Raw genomic sequence first — 24,290 nt, 5'->3', positions numbered from 1 at the left:
GTGGCGGGACCGGCGGTTTCCACGAGCGCCTTCGATCCATCCGAACGGCTCGCGGCGAGCGCGCGGCGCATAGACGCAGCGGAGCTCGCGAGCCGTCTGCCGGACGTCGTCATCCGCGCGCGGGAGGTCGCCGCGACCGTCGTCCATGGCGCGCATGGCCGCCGGCGCGCGGGGACGGGCGAGAATTTCTGGCAGTTTCGGCCCTTCGGCGCAGGGGAGGCGGCCCATCGTATCGACTGGCGCCGCTCGGCGCGCGACGATCGGCTTTTCGTGCGCGAAAGAGAATGGGAGGCCGCCCATTCCTATTTTCTGTGGATGGACTGCTCGCCTTCCATGGCTTTCGTCTCGTCGCTGGCGCTCGAGCCAAAGCTCGATCGCGCGCTGACGCTCGGCCTCGCGCTCGCCGACGTCCTCATGCGCGGGGGCGAGAGGATCGGCCTGCTCGGCCTCACCCATCCCATGTCGACGCGCGACATCATCGAGCGGCTGGCGCAGGCGCTTCTCGCCGCCGGCCCTGCGGCGCGTGGCGAATTGCCCGAGGCCGTCGCTCTGCCCGGCGGCGCCAAGGCGCTGCTCGTCTCCGATTTCCTCTGCGATCCGCAGGCGCTCGCCGAGCGCCTCGGAACGCTCGCGGCCAATGGCGCGGCGGGCGCGCTGCTGATGATCGCAGATCCGGTCGAGGAGACATTTCCGTTCGAAGGCGAGACGATCTTCCTCGACACCGACAGCCGCGCGCAACTCCGCGCCGGCCGCGCTCAGGCCTGGCGCGACGCCTATGTGGAGCGTCTGTCGCGGCATAGGGACGAGATCGCCCAGGCTGCGGCGAGCGTCGGCTTCGCGCTGCAGATTCACCGCACCGACCGCCCGGCGGCGGAGGCCGCCCTCTCTTTGAGCTTCGCGCTCTCTGGACGATTGGAGCGCGTCTGATGGGACTGACTTTCGCCGCGCCGCTCGCGCTATTCGGGCTTCTGGCTCTACCCGCCATCTATTTCTTGTTGCGGGTGACGCCGCCGCGCCCGCGGGAAATCGTCTTTCCGCCGATCCGCCTGCTCTTCGATCTGTTGCGCCGCGAGGAGACGCCGTCGCGCACGCCCTGGTGGCTGCTCGCGCTCCGCCTCGCGCTGGCGGGCTGCGCAGTGCTGGCGATGGCTGGCCCCGCCGTCACTCCGACGGCGACGGCTTCCTTCTCTGGGGCGCCTCTGCTGATCGCCATCGACGACGGCTGGCCCGCGGCGCCGGATTTCGACGCCCGCCTCGAGGCGGCGCGCGCCATCGCCGCCGATGCGGCGCGCTCCGGCGCCAGGATCGCCGTTCTGCCCATGTCGGACGCCGAGGCCGCGCCTGCGCTCGAGGACGGCGGCAAGATCGACGAGCGCCTACGCGCGCTCGCGCCGCAGCCCTTTGTCCCGGACCGCGCCGCCGCAGCAGCCCGGCTCGGCGAATTCGTCGCCGCGCATCCCCGCGCGCGCGTGATCTGGATCGCCGACGGGCTGGAGCAGGGCGGGGCGCCGGCCTTCGCCAATTCCCTGACCTCGGCGGCCGCCGGCGGCGCGGAGGTTCGGATTCTGGCCAGCGATCATGTTCCGCGCGCCCTTTCGACGCCGCAGAACACCGCGGGCGGTCTCGAAGTGGACATTGCGCGCGCTTCCCTTGCGACAATCTCCTCCGGCTCCGTCTCCGCCTATGACCAGCAGGGGCGCGCGCTGGCGCAGGCGCGTTTCGATTTCGGCGCCGGGCAAAAAGCGCGAGCGCGCTTCGATCTGCCGATCGAATTGCGCAATGAGGCGGCGCTGCTGCGCATCGACGGCGAGGCCTCGGCCGGCGCTGTGGCGCTGCTCGACGGTCGCTCCAAAGTGCGCCGCGTCGCCGTGCTGAGCGGCGCGAGCGCCGATCTCGCGCAGCCGTTGCTGGAGCCGCAATATTATCTGCAAAAAGCCTTCGCGCCTTTCGCCGAGGTGCGCGAGCCGCGCCCCGGCGCAGCCGATCCGCTGCCGGGCCTCATCGCCGAGCAGCCCAATATCGTCGCCCTCGCCGATATCGGCGTGCTGCCTGCGGACGCGCATGAGGCGCTGATCCGTTTCGTCGAGGACGGCGGCGTGCTGCTGCGCTTCGCGGGCGCGCGCCTGGCCAATGGCGGCGACGATCTCACGCCCGTGCGGCTGCGGCGCAGCGGCCGCGTGCTCGGAGGCGCCATGTCCTGGGACACGCCGAAGAAGCTCGCGCCATTCGATCCGTCGAGTCCCTTTTATGGCCTCGCGGTTCCCGACGAGGTGACGGTGACGCGGCAGGTGCTCGCCGAGCCGGAGCCCGGCCTGCCGGCCAAGACCTGGGCGGCGCTCACCGACGGCACGCCGCTCGTCACCGCCGAGCGGCGCGGCAAGGGGCTCATCGTGCTGTTCCATGTGAGCGCCGACGCCGCCTGGTCCAATCTGCCGATCTCCGGCCTGTTCATCGACATGCTGCACCGGATCGCCGCCGAGAGCGGCGAGGCCGCCGCGCGCCGCGCCGAGGATGGGCCGCGCAGCGACGCCCCGGCGCTCGCGCCGCTCGTCACTCTGGACGGGCGCGGCCGCATGGGCGCCCCGCCGCCGTCGGCGCGTCCCATCGCCGGCGATTATGACGGCGGCGCCAGCCGCGACCATCCGCCCGGCTTCTATGGCGCCGCCGATACGCCTCTCGCCGTGCAGCCGCTGCGTCCCGGCGACGAATTGCGCAGCTTCGATTTCGCCGGGCGGGGGCTCTCGGTCTCGGCGCTGCGCGCCGGCGCGCCGATCGATCTGCGCCCTTGGCTGCTGGCGCTCGTCTTCCTCGCTCTGCTCGCCGATTGGCTGATCCTGCTGGTCATGTCCGGCGGCTTGCGCCGCGTCGCGCCGATCGCGATCGGCGCGCTCTGCGCTCTGGCCGTTCTCGGCGGAGCGCCCGAGGCCGCCCGCGCCAAGGACGCGCCGGCGGCCGCTTCGCCGCGCGACCGCGAGGTGGCGCTGACGACGCGGCTCGCCTATGTCCTCTCCGGCGACGCGCGCGTCGACGAGACCAGCAAGCTCGGCCTCGAGGCTTTGTCGCGCGCGCTCAATCAGCGCACCTCCTTCACGCCCGGGGCGCCCGTGGGCGTCGATCCCGCGCGCGACGAGCTCGCCTTTTATCCCATGCTCTATTGGCCGATCGTCGCTTCCGCGCCGCTGCCATCGGCGCCGGCGATCGCCAAGATCGGCGTCTATTTGAAACAGGGCGGCACCATCGTCTTCGACACGCGCGACGCGCTCACCGCGCATGAGGGCGGGCCGCCGACGCCGGAAACGCAATGGCTGCGCGATCTGACGCGCAATCTCGACATTCCGCCGCTCGAGGTCGCCCCGCGCGACCACGTCATCACCAAGACCTTCTATCTCATCGACGGTTTCTACGGCCGCACGATCAATGGCAAGACCTGGGTCGAGGCGCTGCCGCCGGAGAGCAAGGACGATCCGACGCGGCCGGTGCGCGCGACCGACAGCGTCTCCTCCGTCGTCATCACCTCCAATGATCTCGCCGGCGCCTGGGCGGCCGACCGCAACGGCCAGCCGCTCTACACGCTGACGCCGGGCGGCGCGCGCCAGCGCGAGCTCGCCATACGCGGCGGCGTCAATCTCGTGATGTACACGCTGACCGGCAATTACAAATCCGATCAGGTCCATGTTCGCGACCTTTTGGAGCGGCTCGGCCAATGAGCGAGCTTTCCCTCACTTTCACGCCGCTTCTGCCCTGGCCGGCGCTCGCCGTGCTGGCGATCGCGGCGGCGCTCGTCGCGCTTCTCTCGCTGCACGCGGGCGGCCGCGGCGCGCCTCTGCGTCTCGCCACCCTGGCGCTCGTGCTGCTGGCGCTCACCGATCCTTCGCTGCTGCGTGAGCAGCGCGAGCCGCTGAAGACGATCGTCCCGATCGTGCTCGATCGCAGCGAGAGTCAGAGCTTCGGCGAGCGCATGCCGCAGACGGACGCCGCGAAGGCGGCTCTGGAGACCGCCCTGCAAAAGCTCGGCGACATCGAGCCGCGCGTCATCGACGCCGCGCGTCCGGGCGGCGAAGCGGATGGAACCAAATTGTTCCAGGCGCTCGAGGAGGGGCTGAAGGACGTCCCGCGCGAGCGCATTGGCGCTGCGATAATGGTGACGGATGGGATCGTTCACGACATTCCCGCGAACGCCGCCGCGCTCGGCTTCAAGGCGCCGCTGCATGTGCTGGTCACCGGCCATGAGGGCGAGCGCGACCGCCGGCTCGAACTCGTCGAGGCGCCGCGCTTCGGCATCGTCGGGAAAGACCAGACCATTCGCGCGCGCGTCGTCGACAGCAATCTCGGCGGCGCGGAGCCTGTCGTCATAGAGACGCGCCGCGACGGCGTGGCGCTCGCGCCCATTGTCGCGCGCGCCGGCGAGATCGTCGATATTCCGGTGCGCGTGGAGCATGGCGGCTCGAACGTCGTCGAGCTCGAGGTCGAGACGTTGCCGGGCGAGCTGACCGCCGTCAACAATAAGGCCGTCGTCACGATAGAGGGCGTGCGCGACAAGCTGAAGGTGCTGCTCGTCTCCGGCGAGCCGCATCCGGGCGAGCGCAGCTGGCGCAATCTCTTGCGCTCCGACGCCAATGTCGATCTCGTGCATTTCACCATTCTGCGGCCGCCGGAGAAGCTCGATGGCACGCCGCCGAACGAGCTGTCGCTGATCGCCTTTCCGACAGCGGACCTCTTCGGCCGCAAGATCAACGAATTCGATCTCATCGTCTTCGATCGCTATTCGAACCAGACGATCCTGCCGTCCGTCTATTTCGACAATATCCTGCGCTATGTCGACAATGGCGGCGCTTTCCTCGTCGCGACGGGGCCGGATTTCGCCACTGTGCAGGGGCTCTATTACTCGCCGCTCGAGAGCATCATCCCGGCGCGGCCGGACGGCTCGCTCTATGAGCGCGCCTTTCGCGCGAGAGTGAGCAAGGAGGGGGAGAAGCATCCCGTTACGCGCGGGCTCGAGGGCGCAAAGAGCGATCCCCCCGCCTGGGGCGAGTGGTTTCGCCAGGTCGATACGGACGTGGTGAAGGGCAATTCGATCCTCACTGGCGCCAATGACAAGCCGCTGCTGGTGCTCTCGCGCGAGGGCAAAGGGCGCGTTGCGGCGCTGCTCACCGATCAAATTTGGCTATGGGCGCGCGGCTATGAGGGCGGCGGCCCGCATGTCGATCTGATGCGACGCCTCGCCCATTGGCTGATGAAGGAGCCCGATCTCGAGGAGGAGGCGCTGCGCGCCAGCGCGCATGGCCATGACATAGCGATCGAACGCCAGAGCCTGAAGGAGGCCCCGGCGCCCGTGACGATGACGACGCCCTCCGGCGCGACATCGCCGATCGCTCTTGCGCCGGCCGAGCCCGGCCTCTCGCGCGCGCATCATACGGCCAAGGAGACGGGGCTCTATCGCTTCCAGAGCGGCGAGCTGACGGCGCTCGTCAATGTCGGCGCGGAGAATCCGCGCGAGTTCCGCGAGGTGGTCTCGACCACGGAGAAGCTGCGGCCGCTCGCCGAGGCGACCGGAGGCACCGTGCGGCGTCTGGCAAAAGACGCGAGCGGCGCGATCGTCATGCCGCGCATCGTGGAGATGCGCGAGGCCTCGGTTTTCGGCGGCGCGGACTACATCGGCGTGAAGCGCACGGGCGCGAGCTCGCTGAAGGGCGTCGAGGTCGCGCCACTGGCGATGGGGCTGTGGGGCCTCGCGGCGCTGCTCGGGGCGATCGTGCTGGCGTGGGGCTGGGAGGGGCGGAGGTAGGCGACCATTGGCGGCTTTCGTCTATCTAATTGCAATTCAGATGTGATCTCGGTCTATGCCTTCCCCAAATCACCCGCTGAAGCCATGTATAGCTTCCCTGCGTTGCGGAAAAGAAATCATAATCGTTGTCGATAGCGCGACGAATTGCGTGCAAATGCGCTTGTTTTTCTTCATCAAGCGCCTTGATGAACGGATTATTTTCTGTGATCATTCCGTCGTCGTCTGGGACAACAACGCGGTCCTTGATCTCTATAGAAAGACCAGATCGATATTTGCTGGGAATTCGTCGAATATCAAAATCGAAATTGTCTCCATTGGCGGTAGGATAGGGTAGCAACGAATATATGTATCTGCTCGGGATGCCGTCCCATAGGCTGTCGAATATCTCGACCCCTTTGTATTTTAATATGGGCTTTTTAGACATATGAGAACTCGACGCTATGGCTCGCTCCGTTCGACGTCGATAAATAGCAGCGCATGACATCTTCGCAAAGCGATCTTCACTTCAACGCGAACGGCACGATCACATCCACCGCGAACATGCCGGTCGAGCGCCGAACGCCGCTCGCGCCAAAGAAAGGCGCCGCGCCGGTCAAGGATGCGTCGAAGCGCAACTCCGGCCGCAATGTCAGGCCGGTGATCGGCAATCCTTTGGGAATTTGCGGCGTGATCGTCAGGCCAGCGGTGAGCTCCAAATAGCTCGTTCCCCGACCCTCCGGCTGGAAGATCGCCGAGGGCGCGTAAAAGCCGTGGTCTATGTTCATGTAATCGAAATAGCCCGGATAGGCGCCCACGAAATAATTATTATGGTCGCGCCAGAATTCCACACGGCCGTTGAGCTGGAACACATCGTCGATCTTGTAGGACGCATATTGCGCGATCCCATAGCCATTGACGCCGCGCGCGCGGCGCGGAACGAGCGCGGCGTCGAAGCCATAGAGGTCGGCGAGCCTGTTCAACACGCCGTCGGATAGTCCGGTGATCGAAAGAGCGTTCCATCCGTCGTCGCGAACATAATTGATATCCATGCTCAAAGTGAGCTTGTCGGTCGCCTTCCAAGTGAGGGTGACGTCATTGCTGTAGGACAAGGCCCGATTGGGATCGCAGGCGCATTCATAGGGAATGTTCGGCCAGCCGACGCCGAGCGGATCGAGCTGCTTGGGATCTTCTGGACCTATATGCGTCGTTCCGAGAATCGTCAGCTTGCCGTCGAAGGCTTTGATGCGCATGCCGCCTTGGAAAGAGGCCGCATTGTTGTTGTCGCCGGGCCAGCCCAGGCTCGCGCTGTCGCCGGACATCACGCTCGCATGGACATAGAGCCAGGAGGAGAGATCGGCTGACAGCATCACGCCTGTCTGTTTGAGCGGAATGCCGAAATTGAAAATATAGGAATGGCTGTAGAACAGACTATCCACCAATTCGGCGCCTTCGAGCGTGACGAACTGGCCGATCCTCACATCGAAGCCATTGTCGATGATCCAGGGCAGATGCGCGGTCGCGAAGGCCTGGAGAATGTCGAGCTGCGTGCGGTCGCGCATCGCATAATCGAGCTCGCCGAGAAAGTGCGTGTAGCGCGCGTCGGAGCCGACCATGCCCTGAATCTTGAAGCCGAAGTCGAAATCCTTCGTCGCTTTCGGATCGGGCAGGCGCTGCATCGTCATCACGCCGGCGTTGAATTGCGGCTGATTGGCGCGATCGGTGAAAAGATGCCCCCAATTGAGCTTGTTGAAGGGATTGTCGAAGTTGAAAGTGGAGCCGGCGTTGACGAAGCCGTTCACCGTCAACGAGTCGAGCCAGGCGGGCGGCGGCTTTTTTTTCTCCGATTTCTCGTCCGCGCCGGAGCGCGACGAAGATCGTGCGCTGGAGGCGGCAGGCGGCGTCGGCCATCCGAGAAGCGCGCGATCGTCGTCGTCTTCCGCGAATACGGGAGTGACCGCGAGCGTCGCCGCGACGACGCAAGCCGCAAGTCTCGATTCGACCACAAGGAGGCCAGCCTCTGCTTTGAAAAAATCGAATGAAACGGGAATACGGATAACGCCGTCGATCAGGGAGGCCTATCCGATTCCGCCGGCGCGCGGGAGTCGGTTATTCCACGGCCCTGGTCTGCGGCTCCGACAGGTAATCCTGCGAGCGCATCTCGATGAGCCGCGACACGGTGCGGGCGAATTCCTGCGCCTCGTGCCCGCTCGGCGCGCGATAGAGTTCCTGCGCTTCGCTCTGCGCGGAGAGGACGAGCCGCGTTTTCTTCTCATAGAGAATATCGACGAGTGTGATGAAACGCTTGGCCTCGTTGCGGCGCTCGAAATTCATCGCCGGGACTTCGTCGATGAAGATCGTGTCATAGGCCTCGGCGAGAGCCATATAGTCCGAGGCGCCGATCGGGCGAGAACACAGCTCCTCGAATGCAAAGCGCGCGACGCGCCCCGCCGCCTGCGGGATCATTATGTCGCGACGAGCGACGCGCAGACTCGTCGGCGCGCCTGTCGCGACGCCCGTCAGCTGCAGAAACATCGCGTCCAGCGCCGAGCGGGCGCGCGCGTCCGCCGGGGTGAAGAAGGTCTCGCCGAGCGCTGTCTTCTCGAGGCGGAAATCGGCGCGCGCGTCGAGGCGCAGAATGTCCAACCGCTCCTCGATCAGCGCGATGAAGGGCAGGAAGAGATCGCGATTGCGGCCGCCTTCGTAGAGCCGGCGCGGTTCGACGTTGGAGGTCGCCACCATTATGACGCCGCGCTCGAGCAGCGCCGTGAAAAGGCGCGAGAGAATGGTCGCGTCGGCGATGTCGGTCACGCAGAATTCGTCGAAGCAGAGCACGCGCGTCTCGCTCGCGATCTCCTGCGCGACGCGCGCGAGCGGATCGGTCGCGGCGCTGCGGCGGGCGGCGAGCAGGCGCGCGTGAACATCCGCCATGAAGGCATGAAAATGCGCCCGGCGCTTGGCCGCGAGCGGCAAGGCAGCGAAGAACATGTCCATCAGCGTCGTCTTGCCGCGCCCGACGAGGCCGTGAATGTAAACGCCGCGCGGCGTCCCGCAGGGCGCGCCGCGTCCGAGCAGACCGCGCAGCCGCGCGGCGAGGCCGCTCGCGGGCGGCTGCCGGGGCCGACGCGCCAGCTCGCGCGCCAGCGTCTCCAGCCGCTCGAGCGCGGCGAGCTGCGCCGGATCGCGCTCGAGCGCGCCGCTCGCGACCAGATTTTCATAACTGGCGAGGAGGGGGTGCGGCGCCGTCACTCGCGGCGCCTCGTCGTCGAGGTCACAGCCGGCGCATCCTGCCATTGGCGGCAGCGAAGGCCCCGTCGCGCAGCTCGCAATAGAGCAGACGCTCGGGATCGACGGGGCCGGGCATGACGATCTTGCCGCGCGGCGCGCGAGCGAAGCCGAGGCGGGCGTAATAGTCGAGATCGCCGACCAGCAGCACCAAGCCGTGACCGGCCTCCCGCGCGGCGTCCAGCGATTTCTTGACCAGCGCCTCGCCGAGTCCCTGCGAGCGGAAGGCCGGCTCGACCGTCAGCGGACCGAGCAGCAGGGCGCGCGTCTCGTCGATGAGGATGGAGGTCATGCGATTGGCGCCGACGAGCAGAGTGCCGACATGGGCGACGAAGGAGAGCGACAAATCCGCCTCGACGCCCTCGCGGAGCCGATAGGCCGTGCGCGCGTAACGGCCCGGACCGAACGCCCGTTCCTCGAGCTTTTCGATTTGGGGCGCGTCGGCCGGCGTCTGCGGCGAGAAGCGGATGACGAGATCGATCATGGCTGCGCATAACATGCGCCGCCCGGCCGGCAAAGACCGTGCGCCCGCCGGCCGGCCGCCGCATTGCTTCCTCGAGTTTCTGCGAACGTCGATCGCTGAAATTTTGTCAGGAGCTCGATCGCATGCATCGCCGCCCATTTCTCCTCGGTCTCGGCGTTTCCGGCGCGATTCCCTTCGCCCGCGCCGCCGGCGCGACCGATCTTTCCGCGCGCGTCGGCGAAATCGAGCGGCGCTCCGGCGGGCGGCTCGGGGTCGCGGTTCTCGCGAGCGACGGGCGGCGCTTCACCCACCGCGCGGACGAACGATTCCCCATGTGCTCGACCTTCAAGGCGCTCGCGGCCGCGGCCGTGCTGAAGCGCGTCGACGCCGGCGCGCTGTCGCTCGAGCGCAAAATCGCCTATGGCCACGCCGATCTCTTGGATTATGCGCCGGCGACGCGGGCCCATGTCGAGGACGGCGCGATGAGCCTCGGCGATCTCTGCGCGGCCGCGATGCGGCTCAGCGACAACACCGCCGCCAATCTCATTCTGCGCACGCTCGGCGGGCCGCAGGCCGTGACCGAAATGGCGCGATCGCTCGGCGATGAGGCGACGCGGCTCGATCGCGATGAGCCGACGCTCAACAGCGTCATTCCCGGCGATCCGCGCGACACGACGACGCCGATGGCGATGGCGCGCGACTTGCGCGAGCTGATCACGGGCGAAACCTTATCGGAAGCGTCGCGGCTCCGGTTCGAAGACTGGATGGTCACGAGCGAGACCGGCAGGAAGAGGCTGCGCGCCGGCCTTCCGCCCGATTGGGGCGTCGGCGACAAGACCGGCACCGGAGAAAACGGCGCCGCCAATACGATCGCCATTTTCCGCCCGCCGCGCCGCGCCCCGCTTTTCGTCGCAGTCTATCTCGCCGATGCGCGCGGCTCGAGAGAGGAGCGCGACGCTGTGCATCGCGACGTCGCGAAATCGATCGCCGAGACTTTCTGACCGGCCCGAGTCTTGCTCAAAAATCGCGCATGACAGCGATCGAAATCAGACCGGCGACGCAGGCGGATGCGCAGACGATCGCCACCCTCCATGTCGCCTGCTGGGGCGAGACCTATACGCCTCTCGCCCCGGCGGAAATTCTCGCCGAATACACGCTGGAGACGCGTCTCGCGCAATGGCGAGAGAGTTTGGGCGGAGCTGGGCCGCAACAGCCGCCGCCGAGCGTGTTTCTGGCGCTGCGGGAGGGGCGCGCCATAGGCTTCGCCGCCAGCGGCGCGCAGCAGAGCGCCATTCTCGGCGAGCGCGGCTACGCGGGCGAGTTCCAGGCGATCTATCTGTTGAAAGAGGCTCAGCGCCTCGGCGCCGGCCGCAGTCTGATGCGCGTGATGGCGCAGGCGCTGCGCGAGCGCGGGATCGAATGGGGGAGCCTCTGGGTGCTGCGGCATAATTTCACGGCGCGGAAATTCTATGAGAAGCTCGGCGGCCGCAAGATCGGCGTCGAAGGCGCCTGGCGCGGCGTGCCGGAGGTCGCCTATGGTTGGCGCGATCTCGGCCTGCTCATCGATCCACCGCCGGCCAAGCCCTGGTGAATGAAGCTGACGAGCGAGTTTTCGATCCGCGTCGCGACAGCCGAGGATGCGCCGACGCTCGCCGCGCTCAATCTCGCTTGCTGGCGCGAGACCTATGAGGGGCTGCTGCCGGCCGAGACCTTCGCGGCTCTCACGCTCGAGGAGCGGCTCGACCATTGGCGCGGCGTTTTTCAGACGAGCGGAGCGCGTGTCGCTCTGGTTTTGGATCCGGGCGGCGAGGCCGTCGGTTTCACCCAATGGCGCGCGCATGAGTTCGTTCTCGGCGGCCGGCTCGGGCGCGGCGGCGAGATTTGCGCGATCTATCTACGCCGCTCCGCGCAGAGACGGGGCCTCGGCCGCAGGCTCATGCGGCTGATGGCGCAGGAGATGCGCGCGAGCGGCTGCAAATGGGCGAGCCTCGTCGTGCTGCGCGAGAATCTCCCGGCGCGCCGCTTCTATGAGGCGATGGGCGGGCGCCGTTTCGGCCGCGAGCTCTCCTGGCGCGGCGTCCCGGAGGTCGCCTATGGCTGGCGGGACGTCGGCCGGCTCGCCGATCACCAATAGGGCGAGATCGGCGCGCCGCCGAAGACCTCGGCGATGCGGGCGCGCGTGGCCGCGGTCGTGTCCGAAGGAAGCGCGTCGAGTGAAAAGAACCCCGCCTCGGCGATCTCATGGTCGGGCGGGCGCGGCGCGCTCTGGCGGAAGGCCCGCGCGACGAAAAAGGCCACATGATCGCGCTTGGAGATGCGGCGGTTGAGATAGACCCCGCGCAGCTCCGCCGGCTCGTCGAGATGAATATTGCCTTCCTCGGCGAGCTCGCGGGCGAGCGCCTGCTCGAGCGTCTCGCCCGGCTCGACGCCGCCGCCGGGCAGATAGAAGCCCGAGATATAGGTGTGGCGCACCAGCAGCACGCGACGCTCGGCGTCCACCACCAGGCCGCGCACGCCGAGCGTCATCGGTCGCATGGCCATGCCGGCGAGCACCACGAGGCGCGTCGTCAGCAGGGTCCGCCAGCCGGGCTCGCTCATCGGCGACGCGCCCGCGAGGGATGCCCCGCCGATTCAAATGACTGGCGTTCCATGGTACGACACTCTAGAACCGCTCTAATTCGTCGCTGGCGCGAGCGAGAACGTCGAGAGCTAACTAGCGCCGCCGTTCCGCCATGCGCAAGGAGCGCCAGATTGAAATCCTTCTCCGACCTCACGGAACGCGAGATTCTCGCCGTCGCCATCGCCTCGGAGGAAGAGGACGGCCGCATTTATCAGAGCTTCGCCGAAGACCTCTCCGAGCGCTATCCGTCCTCCGCCAGCGTCTTCGAGGAGATGGCCGAGCAGGAGGCCGCCCATCGCCATGCGCTGCTCAACCTCTATCAGAAGCGCTTCGGCCCCAATCTGCCGCCGATCCGGCGCGAGGATGTAAAGGGCTTCCTGCGCCGAAGGCCGATCTGGCTGACGCGCAATCTTTCGCTGGAGACGATCCGCAAGGAAGCGGAAGTCATGGAATATGAGAGCGCGCTCTTCTACCAGCGAGCCGCCGCGCGGGCGACCGACGTCGGCGTGCGCAAGCTGCTCGGCGATCTCGCCGCGGCGGAGCAGGGCCACGAGACCTTGGCCTCGCGCCTCGGCGCGCAGATTCTGACGCCCGGCGCGAAAAAGGCCGAGGACATCGCCTATCGGCGCTTCTTCATCCTGCAATATGTGCAGCCGGGCCTCGCCGGCCTCATGGACGGCTCGGTCTCGACGCTGGCGCCGCTGTTCGCCGCCGCCTTCGCAACGCATAATAATTGGGAGACCTTCCTGGTCGGCCTCGCCGCCTCGATCGGCGCCGGCGTCAGCATGGGCTTCGCCGAGGCGCTCTCCGACGACGGCTCGCTCACCGGACGAGGCTCGCCTATGCTGCGCGGCGGCGTCTGCGGGCTGATGACGACGATCGGCGGCCTCGGCCATACGCTCCCCTATCTCGTGCCGGATTCGATCCCCAATAGTTTCGGCATAGCGACGACGATCGCCGGCGCGGTCGTCTTCGTCGAGCTCTGGGCGATCGCCTTCATCCGCGCGCGCTACATGGACACCCCGTTCATGCAGGCCGTATTTCAGATCGTGCTCGGCGGCGCGATCGTGCTGGCGGCCGGCATTCTCATCGGAGGCGCGTGAGGATCGGCATGGGATTTCTGCTCGCCCATCTCTCCGACGCCCATATCGGCCCGATCCCGCGGCCGAGCCTGCGCGAGCTCGCCGGCAAAAGGCTGACCGGCTACGCCAATTGGCTGAATAAACGCGCGCAAGCGCATGACATGGGCGTGCTCGGCCGGCTCGTCGAAGACATAGAAGCGCAAAAGCCCGACCACGTCGTCATGACGGGCGACATCGTCAATATCGGCCTCGACGCCGAGATCGCGGCGGCGCGCCGCTGGCTCTCGAGCCTCGGCCGTCCCGAGGATGTGAGCTTCACCCCCGGCAATCACGACGCCTATGTCCCGGCGGCCGTCCCCCGCGTGGCGGAAACCTTCGCGCCCTGGACGACGTCGGAAGAGGGGGAGGGCTTTCCCTATCTGCGGCGCCGTGGCGGGGTCGCGCTCATCGGGCTCGATTCGGCCGTGCCGACCGCGCCTTTCGTCGCCTCTGGACGGCTCGGCTCGGAGCAGCGCGAGAAATTGGCGGCGCTGCTCGACAAAACCAGGTCGGAAGGGCTCGTTCGCGTCGTGCTGCTGCATCATCCGCCGCATCGCGGCGGCGCCAAGGCGCTGCGCGGCTTGGATGACGCCGCCGAGCTGGAGGCGATCATCGCCCGCCATGGCGCGGAGCTGGTGCTGCACGGGCACAATCATAAGATCAGCTTGCATCGCCTGCCCGGCGCGCATGGCGAGACGCCGGTCGTCGGCGCGGCCTCCGCCTCGGCGAAGGCCGGCACGCATAATCATCGCGCGGCCTATAATCTCTATTCCATTGCGCGCGAGGGCGACAAAGTCGTCATCTCCGCCCGCTCACGCGGGATCAAGGACGATGGCGAGGCGATAGAAGAGTTGACCGGGCTCGCTCTGTGAGGACGCGTCAGCGCGTCAGATAAGGGCCGATGGCGTAGACGGCGAGCTGCCACAGCAGAAAGAAGAAAGCCGCCGCGCCAGCGCCCTGCGCCAGGAACAGCGCCGCCCGGTAGACTTTCTCGCCGATCCCGCCGGGCCGGGGCAGGACGGGCAGTCTCGCCGTCGGGGCCGCGATCCGCTTCTTCTTCACCTCTTCGGCGAAGGCGCGGGCGCCGCCCTGGCCGGCGAAATCGAAAGCCAGCGCTCTTTCGCGCTCGATCAGCCGATGGGCGATATATTCGGTGATCGCCTCGACCACCGTCGCGACATTGTCGCTCTCGCCGATGGTGACGCGGCCGTGGCGCGTGTCCTGCAGAAAGCGGAAGGTGCGGCGATCGCGGCCCATCTCGACGAATCCGACATGGTCGATGAAGAGGCGCGGCCGATCGCCATGCGAGACGCCGATGTCGAAGAGATCGCAATCCTCCGGCAGCTGGGCGAGAACCGGACCCAAATGGTCGCGTAATATCTCGAGCCGCGCGGTCTCGGCGTCGCGCAGATCGGCGAGCACGCCCGAGCGCTCGGCGTTGGCGAGACGCGCTCGCCGCATCGCGCCGGTCAGATTGGCGACGCGCGTTTCCTTGGTCTCGGCAGTGAGGGCGCGCTGACCGGGGCCGCCCCGCTCTCCGGCGGTCCGCCTGTCGGAGACAAGGGCCGGGGTGGCGGGCGCGTCGCCCGTCGTCGCCGTCTGGCCGTCCCTCTTGGACTCGTCCATCTCACTCATTCGCACAAAAGACCGCATGGCGCATCTCATCCATTATACCCTGTCGCGACCGAGTTTCGACTGGAAAGCGCCGCTGGCCGCACAGGTCCGGCCGGCGCTCCCGTCTCATGTATCGATCCATTATCGGCGACGAGCTTTTTCTTGTTAGATCGCAAAGGCGGATAAAACATGACCGTCGTTACGATCGCGCCAATCGGATGTCAGGAATAATACTTATAATTCGATATGAATAGTAGATGAGCGCAGCCGGTTCTATCGATGTTCCTTTCAGCTGCTCGGGAAACACGCCGGCCGCGACGACGCGGATCGCTCGGCCGACAGCCGAGCTTGCGGAAGAGTCGACATTTGCGCCGCCTTCCGGCAAATCTCCGGCCGACGAGAGCGGGCGCCCGCGATTCGCGCGCAGGAGGAGGCCGCAGCCCGCCGCTGGCCGCGCGCAAGTTGGAGACCCATATGGCGCCTTTCGACGCCGGCCTGCCCACGGCGGGCGCGCGATTCGGGCGGATCGCGTTCGGTTCGATCTGCGGACTGGTCTCCGCCCTGGAGGCGGGCGGAGGCAGGGAGCATCTGCTCGTCGCCGGCTTTTTCGCGGCGACGAGCCTATTCCTGCTGCGGCCGGCGCTCGGGCGCATCCGCCAGGGCGTCGATTTCGCGCTGGATTTCGCCGCGATCGGCGCGCTCGCTTTTCTCTGCGATCCCTCCGGCGTGCTCTGGCGCGCGCCGGATTCGCTCGCCAGCCTGTTGACGCTGACGCCGATCGGGGCGAGCACGGCGGTGGGCCTCTATCTCCTCGGCGTCGCCATTCTGCCGGGCTCCCGTTTCGCGTTGCGCGGGGCGCTGTTCCTGCTGCCGTTCCTGTTCTGTCTCCTGGTCACGCTCGGCTCGCGGACGATCGGCGATTTGGGCGGGCTCCTCTTTCTCGGCCTCGAGGTTCCGCAGACGGCGCGCGTCATCGCCGCGCGCGCGCTCGTCCTGTTCCTGCTGAACGAGGCCGTCATCGTCGGCGCGCCGCTGGCGCTCGGCCGCTATCTGCCGCAGCAATGGCGCCCACATGGCGTGCTGTTTCTCGCCGCTCTGATCGCCGCCGTCACGCCGGAGATCGCCAGCCTCGGCGCGCATCCGCATGTCGCCTTTCTGCCCGCGCCGATCGCGATCGTCGTCGCAGCGCTGCTCGCCGCCGCCGCCCAGGCCGGTCTGTGGGGCGAGACCTATCTCGTCACCCAGGCCATGGCCGGAATGCTGCGCGGGACGCCCTCGCTGCCGGTCATCGTGCTCAGCGATTGGAAGACCGGCGCCGCCAAGGGCGCCGTCTATGGCTTCGTCTTCATGGCGCTGCTGCTCGTCGCGGGAATGATCGTGACCTTCCCGCCGGCACTCGGTCTCGTCGTCGCGGCCGGGCCGGTCGGCGGCGCGCTCATCGGCGCGGCGACATTCCCGCTGGTCCGCGCCATCGTCGAGAGCACGGATTCGACGCCGCCCTTCTACGCCCGGCTACGGGGCGAATATCGGCGGATCGCCAATCTCCCGCGCGGCCTCGTCGCCGGCGCCGCGGTGGGATTCGCGCTTCTCCTCGGCCTGCCGCACGAAGACGGCGGCGCGCGTTTCCTCTTCGGCGCAGGAGCGGGTCTTCTCGCCTATGCCGGCGTCGACATGGGCTTCGATCTCTACGCTCTGCAGCAGAAACGCCGCCAGCACTTGCGCAGCTGGCGCGTCTATGCGCTCGGCGCATTGCTCGGCGGTCTCGTCGGCGGCGCCGTCGCCTGGTATCTCGACGCCGATCAGCTCGCGACGATCACCAAGAAATTCTTCGCCTATATTTCCCTGAGCTATGCGGCAGACGGGCGGCCGGTCGCCGATTACGTCATCCGGCCGCTATTCTCCAAATGGGGCGCGACAGATCTCGGCCTCGTCGATGGCGGCGTGCGACTGTTCTTCGACGAGTCGCTCTCGGGCGTCATCCAATGGGTGTTCGCCGCGCCCTTGTTCTCGATCAACCTGTTCTTCCTCACGGCGCTGGTGCGCCGCAGCCTCGCGCCGCTACGTCAGCTCGCGAGCTGGGAAGGCCTCGACATGCTGGTCGAGAACGCCGTGCGCGTGCTGCGCTGGGGCCTGTGGATGGCGCCGGTCATCTATTCCTTCCTGAAGGCGACGCCGGACCCCACTTGGTACAATCAGGACGGCCTCATCCGCACCGGAATCGCAGTGTGGATGAATCATGTGCTGCCGGACCAGGATTTCCGCGCCTGGAGCCTCGACATATTCACGGCTCTGCTCGCCTATGACGCGATCCGCGTGCTCATCTGGTTCGACCATATGGGTCTGCGCGTCGCGACTTTGGTCAACCTCTCCTTCGTCGGCGGCGATGTCGCGGATGAAAAGGCCGCACGCTTCATCGGCAAGGCGCAGAAGAGCCGCGCGATACCGGAAGGGCTGCGCCGCTTCGCGACCTGGGCGCCGCTGCTGCTGCCCTTCTATATTCCGCGCGGCGCGGAATGGGATACGGCCTGGAGCGCGGCCGAGCGCATGTCGCATCTTCGACCGCCGTCCTATTCCTATCTCATCGGCGGCTATATGGCCTATGCGGGCGTGCTCTCCATCGCGCTCGTCGTGTTCTTGCTGATGCAGCTGGCCAAGGCCGGCAAGCTGCCGCTCGAGGGAATCACCGGCGCCGGTGGCGTTCCGGGCTCCAAGCCATTCGAGCTGACCAATGGCCTCGTCACCAGCCAATGGTTCGAGGACGGCCAGGGGGCGATGCGCGTCGAGGGCGTCGCGCGCGGCGGCCCGCCGATCGATCTCACCCGCCGGCCGGACGATCACGCCCATCCGCGCGGACGCTTTTTGTTCTTCCGCGAGGATGGCCGCGATCTCTGGTCTTTCGGCGCCGCGCCGACTTGCGCGCGCTGCGAGAAAGTATCGCTCGAGAGTGAGGGCTGCACTTTCCTCTATTTCCTGATGGAGCAAGGTGGCTTCGCCATAGAGGCGAAGATCGCGCTCGCGCCGGACGAGGCGGTGGAGATCACACGTCTGCGCCTCGTCGATCTCGAGCAGCGTCCGCGCAAGATCACGCTCGCGACCTTGCGCGAATGGGTGCTGAACGAGACCGGCGTCGAGCAGCGTGACGCCGCCTATAACGCCATTCACATCGGCACATGGTTCGTCGGCGGATTGAATGCGATCATCGCGCAGAACCGTTTGCTCAAGGGCGGCGCGCGCCGCGACGTCGACCGGCGCCTGTCGCCCGAGGTCGGCTTCCATGCGATCGGCGCCTGCGAGGGAACCAAGCTTCGCGTCATCGGCTATGAGGATGTGAAGGCGCGCTTCTACGGCCTCGGCGCCGCCGGCGCGCCGGACAGTCTGCGCGACGGCGCGCCGCCACGCGACATATCGGACGAAGGCCTGCTGTTCGGCTTCGAGCCGATCGCGAGCCTGCGTGCCGAGCTCGAGATTTCGGCCGGCGGCGCGGCGGAGATCGTCATCGTCGACGGCTGGGCGCGCGACCTCGCCACAGCGACGCGGACGATCGCCAAGCATCTCTCCCGCGACGGCGTGAATTTCGTGAGCGTCGAGGCGGCGCTCGCGCATAAGCGCGCGCTGCTGCAGCCGCCCGTTCCGGCCGAGCATCGCTTTTCTTTCGCGAAGGACGGCCGCAGCCTCACGCTTCCTCCCGACACGCCGCGCCTCTACGCCCATGTGATCGCCAATTCGGTCGGGCAGGGCGCCGTGCTCGGCAATCACGGCGATATCTATTCCTTCCACGGCAATTCGCGGCTCAACAGCCTGACGCCCTTCCGCATGGGCGAGGGCCGCATGACGCCGGCGGGCCAAGCGATCTATGTGTATGATCTCGCGCGTCAGGACGCGCATTCGGCGAGCTTCGTCCCGCTGCGGCGGCGCGACGCCGAGCATAGCGTCGAATATGGCCTCGGCTATGCGATCTATCGCGCGCGCCGCGACGATCTCGATCTCGAATTGACCGTCTTCGTCCCGCCGGAGCAGCCCGTCGAAATCAAGCTGCTGCGCATCGTCAACAACAAGGACCACGAACGGCTGCTACAGATCGTGCCGGCGATGGAGATCGTCTTGGCGGAGACGCCGAACGACAGTCTCGGCCGCGTCGAGGCGATCGCGGGCGAAAATGATCGCGCTCTGTTCTTCCGCAATCCGGACAATAATTTCGTCCAGGGCTGGGCCTTCGTCTCGACCTCGATCGAGGCGGAATTCGCCGAGACCTCGCGGCGGCGCTTCCTCGGCCATGAGAGCCGCGATCCGGCGCTTCCCTATATGGTCGAGCACGGCCATCCCGACGCCGGCGCGCCGGAGCATCAACGCAAGGTCGCGAGCTTTTCCGGCGCGATCGATGTGCCCGCCCATGGCGAAAAGCTGGTCGTCGTCGCGATGGGACAGACGCCGACGCTGGAAAGCTCGAGAATATTGGCGGCGCTCGCCAGCGACCCCGCTTTTGCGACCCGCGCGCTGGAAGAGACCAAGCGCGATTGGGACGCGCGCCTCGGCGTGCTGCGCATCACGACCAACCGGCCGGAGTTCGACCGGCTCGTCAACGACTGGCTGCCCTATCAGCTGCTCGTCTCGCGGCTCTGGGGGCGCTCCGGCCCGGCGCAGCGCTCCGGCGCGACCGGTTATCGCGACCAGCTGCAGGATGTGTTGCCTCTGATCCATCTGTCGCCCGAGCTCGCCCGCGCGCAGATTTTGAAGCACGCCGCGCATCAATTCATCGAGGGCGACGCGGTCAAATGGTGGCATGACGCGCCCGATGGCGGCTGCGGCATAGCCGATCGGACCCACGCCTCCGACCCGCATCTGTGGCTGCCCTATGTCACCGTCCGCTATGTGAAGGGCACGGGCGACGACGCCATTCTCGATGCGATCGAGCCCTTCCTTGAGGCCGAGCCGACGCCGGCGGATCGCGAAGGCAATGCGAGCGTGCCGCTCACATCGCGCGACAAGGACAGCCTGCTCGGCCATTGCGCGCGCGCGATCGACTATTCGCTCGAGCGTTTCGGCGCCCATGGCCTTCCGCTGATGGGCACGGGCGACTGGGACGACGGCCTCAATCTCCTCGGCGCCGAAGGGCGCGGCGAGAGCGTCTGGGTCGGCTTCTTCCTGCACGGAATTCTCGTCGACATCGCGCCCCTCTTCGAGGCGCGCGGCGACGTCGCACGAGCGGCCCGCTATCGCGAGCGCGCCGCGACGCTGCGCTCCGCGCTCGATACTTGCTGGCGTGGCAACCGTTTCCTGCGGGCTTATGCGGATGATGGAACCGAGGTCGCGCCGATGAGCGCCATGACGGCGTCCTGGCCGGTCCTCTCCGGCGCCGTGGATTTTTCGCGCGGCAAGGAGGCGCTGGACAATGCGATGGCGCAGCTCGCTCGGCTCGACCGCATTCTGCTCGTCAGCCCCTTCTTCGACGAGAGCTCGCGCCCCTATCCGGGCCGCAGCGCCGAATATCCGCCAGGCGTGCGCGAGAACGGCGGCCAATATTCGCATGGCGTCTCCTGGCTCGTCGACGCGCTGACGCGCCTCGCACAGGAGGCCGCAGAGCGCGGCGATCACGCCGAAGCCGATGCGCTCTTTTCCCGCGCCTGGAGCGCCTGGTTCGCCATCTCGCCGCTGTCGCGCCTCACGACGCCGGAGCAGGCCGATGTCTATGGTCTCGCGCCGCATCAGCAGCCGGCCGACGTCTATGAAGGCGAGGGCTATGAGGGTCGCGGCGGCTGGAGCTGGTACACGGGCGCCGCTGCGCGCATGCTCTCGGCCGCCTATGGGTTGCTCGGCGTAGAGATGATCGACGGCGATTTGCGCCTGCGTCCCGACGCCTTCGAACCCAAAGGCGATTTGAAGCTCGAGAGCGTCAGTTGGCGCGGCGAGACCTTCTCCGCCTGACGCGCATCGGTTCACCATGAATCGGCGCCCGAGCCGGGCGCCGCTTGTGGACAAAGTGTTTTCAATTTAGCTTTTTTCAGCTCGATCTGCGGCTTGCGCGCGAGCGTCATGCGGCGTTTCCTTCATGCGTTCATGGGCGCGTTTTTGCTCCTGCGCCGCGGCGCTGTCGATTCTCCATTCGACGGCGTGCCGCGCCGGCGCGTTTCTACAGAAACCAGGCGAGGGGATCGTCATCGTCTCGACGAGTTTCGCCGACGCGCACAAGGCCTATGACTCGCGCGGCAAGCTCGTCGCCGCGCCCTCCTACGCCAAATTCGAGACGCAGGCCTATGTCGAATACGGCCTCATCGACGAGCTCACCTTCGTCGCCGAGTCGAGCTATATGCGCTTCCGAGGGTCCGATGGCTCGCGTCAGCTCGAGCAATTGCAGTTTCTGACCGCCGAAGCGCTCGCCGGCGCGCCGCTCTATCTGCCGCCGGGGGTGGGCGGCGGCGCGCGTTACGAAGGACTCGGCGCCGGCTGGCTCGGCGGCCGGCTGCGCCTTCTCGAATGGGGCGCGACGGTCCTCTCCGTGCAAGCGAGCCTGCGCGCCGCGACGCCCGCCGCGCAGACCTATCTCGACATGAAGCATCGGCTCCAGGAAGACGTGCGTCTCCAGCTCGGCTGGCCGCTCGAGCTGCTCGGCATTTCCGGTTTCGGCGAGGCGCAGCTCGGCTTTCGCTCCACGGGCCAGAGCGGCGACGAGCTTCGCGGCGAGATGACCTTCGGCCTGCGGCCGATCGACGGCGTGCTGCTGCTGGCGCAGAGCTTCATCGCCGTCTCACCCTGGAGCGGCTCGGCGCCTTTCATGTCGTCACAAAAGGCGCAGCTGAGCGCGGTTTGCGATGTGACGAACGAGGTCGCCGTGCAGCTCGGCGTGCGCGCGGCGCTGCGCGGCGTCAATGATTCCGCCGAGCGCGGTCTTCTCGGCGCTCTATGGTATAGGTTTTGAGACAGGCCGCGGGCGAGGGGAAGATGACGCGCTGCTTCGGACTCATTCTGGCCGGCGGGCAGGCGCGGCGCATGGGCGGCGTCGCCAAGCCGCTGCTCGAGGTCGGCGGCGCGCCGATCCTCGAGCATCTTCTGCGCCGGCTCGCGCCGCAATGCGTGCGGCTCGCGCTCAACGCCAATGGCGATCCGCAGCGCTACGCCGCCTTCCATCTGCCGATCGTGCCGGACAAGGTGGAGGGCTTCGCCGGTCCACTCGCCGGCGTGCTCGCCGGGCTCGACCATGTCGCCGCCAATTTCCCGGATATTCCGCTGGTGCTGAGCGTTCCGGCGGATACGCCTTTCATCCCGCATGATCTCGCCCAGCGCCTCGCGAGCGCGCGCGCAGACGCGAAAGCGGAGATCGCCGTCGCCAAATCGGGCGACCGCGTGCATCACGCCGTCGCTCTATGGCCGGTGGCGCTGCGCGAGCCGCTGCGCCATGCGCTGGTGAAGGAGGATTTGCGCAAAGTCTCGGGGTTCATCGAGCGCCACGCCAATACGCTGGTGGAGTGGCCGGACGCGCCTTACGATCCATTCTTCAACGTCAACCGGCCGGAGGACGTCGAGCAGGCCGAGCGCATTGCGGCGAGCCTCGAGGCTCAGCGGTCGTAGACGAATTCGATGCGGCCGACGATGCTCTCGACCGGCACGAGGCCGACGCCCCCGTCCTCCGTCGCGACGCGCGAATCCGCGGCATTGTCGCGATTGTCGCCGAGCACGAAGAGGCGCCGCGCCGGGACTTCGACGATCGGTGTCGTCGACAGCGGCGGCGTCGACTTGTCCGAGCAGACGATCTTTTCGTAATGTGTGAAGCTGCGCCCCTCGGGCAATCGCTCCTCGACCAATCGGCTGTCGCAATCGGCCTCCGCCGGCACGTCCGACGGGCGGTCGAGAACGCGCCGCGGAACCTGCGCCTCATTGATCCACAGCTCGTTGCGAAGCAGCCTCACGCGGTCGCCCGGCAGTCCGACCACGCGCATCACCATGTCGCGGCCATCCTCCAAGCGGAACACGATGACGTCGCCGCGCATCGGAAGAAGATCTGGCCAACGGCCGGCGAGGGGGAGTGGAAACCAATCATAACTGAAGGGCCCGAGACCATAGGCGAGCCGGTTCGCCCAGACCGTCGCCTCCTCATATTCGATCGTCGGCTCCATGACCTCGCTCCCGAGATGATAGGTTCGGAAGACGGGTCCGATATTCGGCAGGCAGGCCCAGACAACGAGAAACAGAAGAAAGCCGATCGCCGTCATGCGGCGAAACAATCGTCGATCGGCGATGTCCGCCGGCTCCGCCGCGTCGAAACTCATTTTGAAAATCCCGCAACGATCCAAATCCTGCGTCGGCGTCCGGCGCGGGCGTCAGATTATCGCGAGGCGTAGCGGGAGTCACGGGCGTGCGAGGCGCCGCTCATACAAATCCCGGATCGATCTTGCCCGTCGACTCGAGCCAGCGCGGCGTCGGCAGATTCTGCCCGCGCAAAAACTCGAGATTATAGAGCTTGGACGCGTAGCGCGTGCCGAGATCGGCGAGGATGGTCACGATCGTATGGCCCGGCCCCAGCTCCTTGGCGAGGCGGATCGCGCCGGCGACATTGACGCCCGAGGAGCCGCCGAGCAGCAGGCCTTCGTTCTCGGCGAGATCGAAGATGATCGGCAACGCCTCCGTATCGGGTATCTGATAGGCGAGATCGATGGGCGCGTCCTCGAGATTGGCGGTGATGCGGCCTTGCCCGATGCCCTCTGTGATGGAGGAACCCGAGGCCTTCAGCTCGCCGGTCGTGTAATAGGAATAGAGCGCCGCGCCGAGCGGATCAGCGATGGCGATCTTCACGGAGGGTTTGCGCTCCTTGAGCGCGATGCCGATGCCCGCGAGCGTGCCGCCCGTGCCCACCGCACAGACGAATCCGTCGATCTCGCCGTCGGTCTCGGCAAAAATTTCCGGCCCGGTGCCGCGAATATGGGCGTCGCGATTGGCCACATTGTCGAATTGATTGGCCCAGATCGCCCCTTGCGGGCTCTCCTTGGCGAGACGCTCGGCGAGGCGGCCCGAGAGCTTCACATAATTATTGGGATTGGCGTAGGGAACCGCCGGCACCTCGACCAGCTGCGCGCCCTGCAGGCGCAGCGTGTCCTTCTTCTCCTGGCTCTGCGTCTCTGGGATCACGATGACGGTGCGGAAACCCAGCGCATTGGCGACCAGCGCGAGGCCGATGCCCGTATTGCCTGCCGTGCCCTCGACGATGGTGCCGCCCGGCTTCAGCGAGCCTTCCGCGATGGCGGCCTGCACGATGGAGAGCGCGGCGCGGTCCTTCACCGAGCCGCCCGGATTCATGAATTCCGCCTTGCCGAGAATGCGGCAGCCGGTCGCCTTCGACGCCGCCTTCAATTCGATGAGCGGAGTGTTGCCGATCGCTTCGATGACATTGGCGGCGAATTTCATGTCGGACCCGTCCTTTACGCGCGACTAATCCGC

The 24,290-nt window shown here is 67.0% G+C and carries 19 protein-coding genes; 11 read left to right on the top strand and 8 right to left on the bottom strand.

Annotated features, from left to right (window positions below):
- The 3 genes from IY145_RS19960 to IY145_RS19950 are packed head-to-tail and all read left to right on the top strand — an operon-like array spanning position 1 to position 5,785.
- Positions 1–927: a DUF58 domain-containing protein gene (locus IY145_RS19960; RefSeq protein WP_196409802.1), complete on the top strand. Its 927-nt coding sequence runs from the start codon at positions 1–3 to the stop codon at positions 925–927.
- Complete coding sequence (locus IY145_RS19955) at positions 927–3,707, top strand: DUF4159 domain-containing protein (protein WP_196409801.1); 2,781 nt, start codon at positions 927–929, stop codon at positions 3,705–3,707. Before IY145_RS19960 ends, IY145_RS19955 begins: the two co-directional genes overlap by 1 nt.
- Complete coding sequence (locus IY145_RS19950; protein WP_196409800.1) at positions 3,704–5,785, top strand: hypothetical protein; 2,082 nt, start codon at positions 3,704–3,706, stop codon at positions 5,783–5,785. Before IY145_RS19955 ends, IY145_RS19950 begins: the two co-directional genes overlap by 4 nt.
- A 25-nt stretch (positions 5,786–5,810) precedes the next feature.
- Here the strand turns inward: IY145_RS19950 and IY145_RS19945 are convergent, their stop codons facing one another.
- The 4 genes from IY145_RS19945 to IY145_RS19930 form a co-directional block, all read right to left on the bottom strand.
- Positions 5,811–6,209: a hypothetical protein gene (locus IY145_RS19945; RefSeq protein ID WP_196409799.1), complete on the bottom strand. Its 399-nt coding sequence runs from the start codon at positions 6,207–6,209 to the stop codon at positions 5,811–5,813.
- Between the two features lie 76 nt (positions 6,210–6,285).
- Positions 6,286–7,767 (bottom strand): outer membrane beta-barrel protein, encoded by a 1,482-nt coding sequence (locus IY145_RS19940; RefSeq protein ID WP_196409798.1) that lies wholly within the window; start codon positions 7,765–7,767, stop codon positions 6,286–6,288.
- Positions 7,768–7,870: 103 nt separating this feature from the next.
- Positions 7,871–9,055, bottom strand: a complete 1,185-nt coding sequence (zapE, locus tag IY145_RS19935; protein WP_196409797.1) for a cell division protein ZapE — start codon at positions 9,053–9,055, stop codon at positions 7,871–7,873.
- Positions 9,033–9,530 (bottom strand): GNAT family N-acetyltransferase, encoded by a 498-nt coding sequence (locus tag IY145_RS19930; protein ID WP_196409796.1) that lies wholly within the window; start codon positions 9,528–9,530, stop codon positions 9,033–9,035. Before IY145_RS19930 ends, zapE begins: the two co-directional genes overlap by 23 nt.
- 122 nt (positions 9,531–9,652) lie before the next feature.
- On the opposite strand from IY145_RS19930, the gene bla reads away from it, so the two are divergent.
- From bla to IY145_RS19915, 3 genes are read left to right on the top strand one after another with little or no spacing between them, the layout of a single operon-like run.
- Complete coding sequence (gene bla, locus IY145_RS19925) at positions 9,653–10,510, top strand: class A beta-lactamase (RefSeq protein WP_196409795.1); 858 nt, start codon at positions 9,653–9,655, stop codon at positions 10,508–10,510.
- A 29-nt stretch (positions 10,511–10,539) separates the two neighbouring features.
- The gene (locus IY145_RS19920; RefSeq protein WP_196409794.1) at positions 10,540–11,100 is read left to right on the top strand and encodes a GNAT family N-acetyltransferase; all 561 of its coding nucleotides are present in this window, start codon (positions 10,540–10,542) and stop codon (positions 11,098–11,100) included.
- Complete coding sequence (locus tag IY145_RS19915; RefSeq protein WP_246722117.1) at positions 11,101–11,643, top strand: GNAT family N-acetyltransferase; 543 nt, start codon at positions 11,101–11,103, stop codon at positions 11,641–11,643. It begins immediately after the preceding gene.
- Here IY145_RS19915 and IY145_RS19910 read toward each other — a convergent pair.
- Positions 11,634–12,107, bottom strand: a complete 474-nt coding sequence (locus tag IY145_RS19910) for an NUDIX domain-containing protein (RefSeq protein WP_196409793.1) — start codon at positions 12,105–12,107, stop codon at positions 11,634–11,636. The two genes, IY145_RS19915 and IY145_RS19910, sit on opposite strands and share 10 nt — an antisense overlap.
- Positions 12,108–12,260: 153 nt before the next feature.
- On the opposite strand from IY145_RS19910, the gene mbfA reads away from it, so the two are divergent.
- Together mbfA and IY145_RS19900 are read left to right on the top strand one after the other, a co-directional pair.
- Positions 12,261–13,232: an iron exporter MbfA gene (gene mbfA, locus IY145_RS19905; protein ID WP_196409792.1), complete on the top strand. Its 972-nt coding sequence runs from the start codon at positions 12,261–12,263 to the stop codon at positions 13,230–13,232.
- Between the two features lie 8 nt (positions 13,233–13,240).
- Positions 13,241–14,122: a metallophosphoesterase gene (locus IY145_RS19900; protein WP_196409791.1), complete on the top strand. Its 882-nt coding sequence runs from the start codon at positions 13,241–13,243 to the stop codon at positions 14,120–14,122.
- A 7-nt stretch (positions 14,123–14,129) separates the two neighbouring features.
- Here IY145_RS19900 and IY145_RS19895 read toward each other — a convergent pair whose 3' ends face one another.
- Positions 14,130–14,876, bottom strand: coding sequence for a hypothetical protein (locus IY145_RS19895; protein ID WP_246722116.1), 747 nt, complete (start codon positions 14,874–14,876; stop codon positions 14,130–14,132).
- 462 nt (positions 14,877–15,338) lie between these two features.
- Here IY145_RS19895 and IY145_RS19890 point away from each other — a divergent pair, with 462 nt between their 5' ends.
- From IY145_RS19890 to mobA, 3 genes are all read left to right on the top strand, one after another.
- On the top strand, positions 15,339–20,786 hold the full coding sequence (locus IY145_RS19890) for a GH36-type glycosyl hydrolase domain-containing protein (protein ID WP_196409789.1): 5,448 nt from the start codon (positions 15,339–15,341) through the stop codon (positions 20,784–20,786).
- A 124-nt stretch (positions 20,787–20,910) separates the two neighbouring features.
- Complete coding sequence (locus IY145_RS19885; RefSeq protein ID WP_196409788.1) at positions 20,911–21,777, top strand: hypothetical protein; 867 nt, start codon at positions 20,911–20,913, stop codon at positions 21,775–21,777.
- Between the two features lie 23 nt (positions 21,778–21,800).
- The gene (gene mobA, locus IY145_RS19880) at positions 21,801–22,427 is read left to right on the top strand and encodes a molybdenum cofactor guanylyltransferase MobA (RefSeq protein ID WP_196409787.1); all 627 of its coding nucleotides are present in this window, start codon (positions 21,801–21,803) and stop codon (positions 22,425–22,427) included.
- On the opposite strand, the gene lepB is transcribed toward mobA, so the two are convergent.
- Together lepB and IY145_RS19870 are read right to left on the bottom strand one after the other, a co-directional pair.
- Complete coding sequence (lepB, locus tag IY145_RS19875) at positions 22,415–23,125, bottom strand: signal peptidase I (RefSeq protein WP_196409786.1); 711 nt, start codon at positions 23,123–23,125, stop codon at positions 22,415–22,417. The two genes, mobA and lepB, sit on opposite strands and share 13 nt — an antisense overlap.
- A gap of 100 nt (positions 23,126–23,225) precedes the next feature.
- A complete protein-coding gene (locus IY145_RS19870; RefSeq protein WP_196409785.1) occupies positions 23,226–24,257 on the bottom strand; it encodes a cysteine synthase A in 1,032 nt (343 codons plus the stop codon).
- Positions 24,258–24,290 lie beyond the last annotated feature (33 nt).

Origin of the sequence: Methylosinus sp. H3A (assembly GCF_015709455.1) — a bacterium.
Classification (GTDB): domain Bacteria; phylum Pseudomonadota; class Alphaproteobacteria; order Rhizobiales; family Beijerinckiaceae; genus Methylosinus.
Note: the sequence above shows the minus strand (reverse complement) of the source record. Positions and strands in the feature narration are given on the sequence as shown.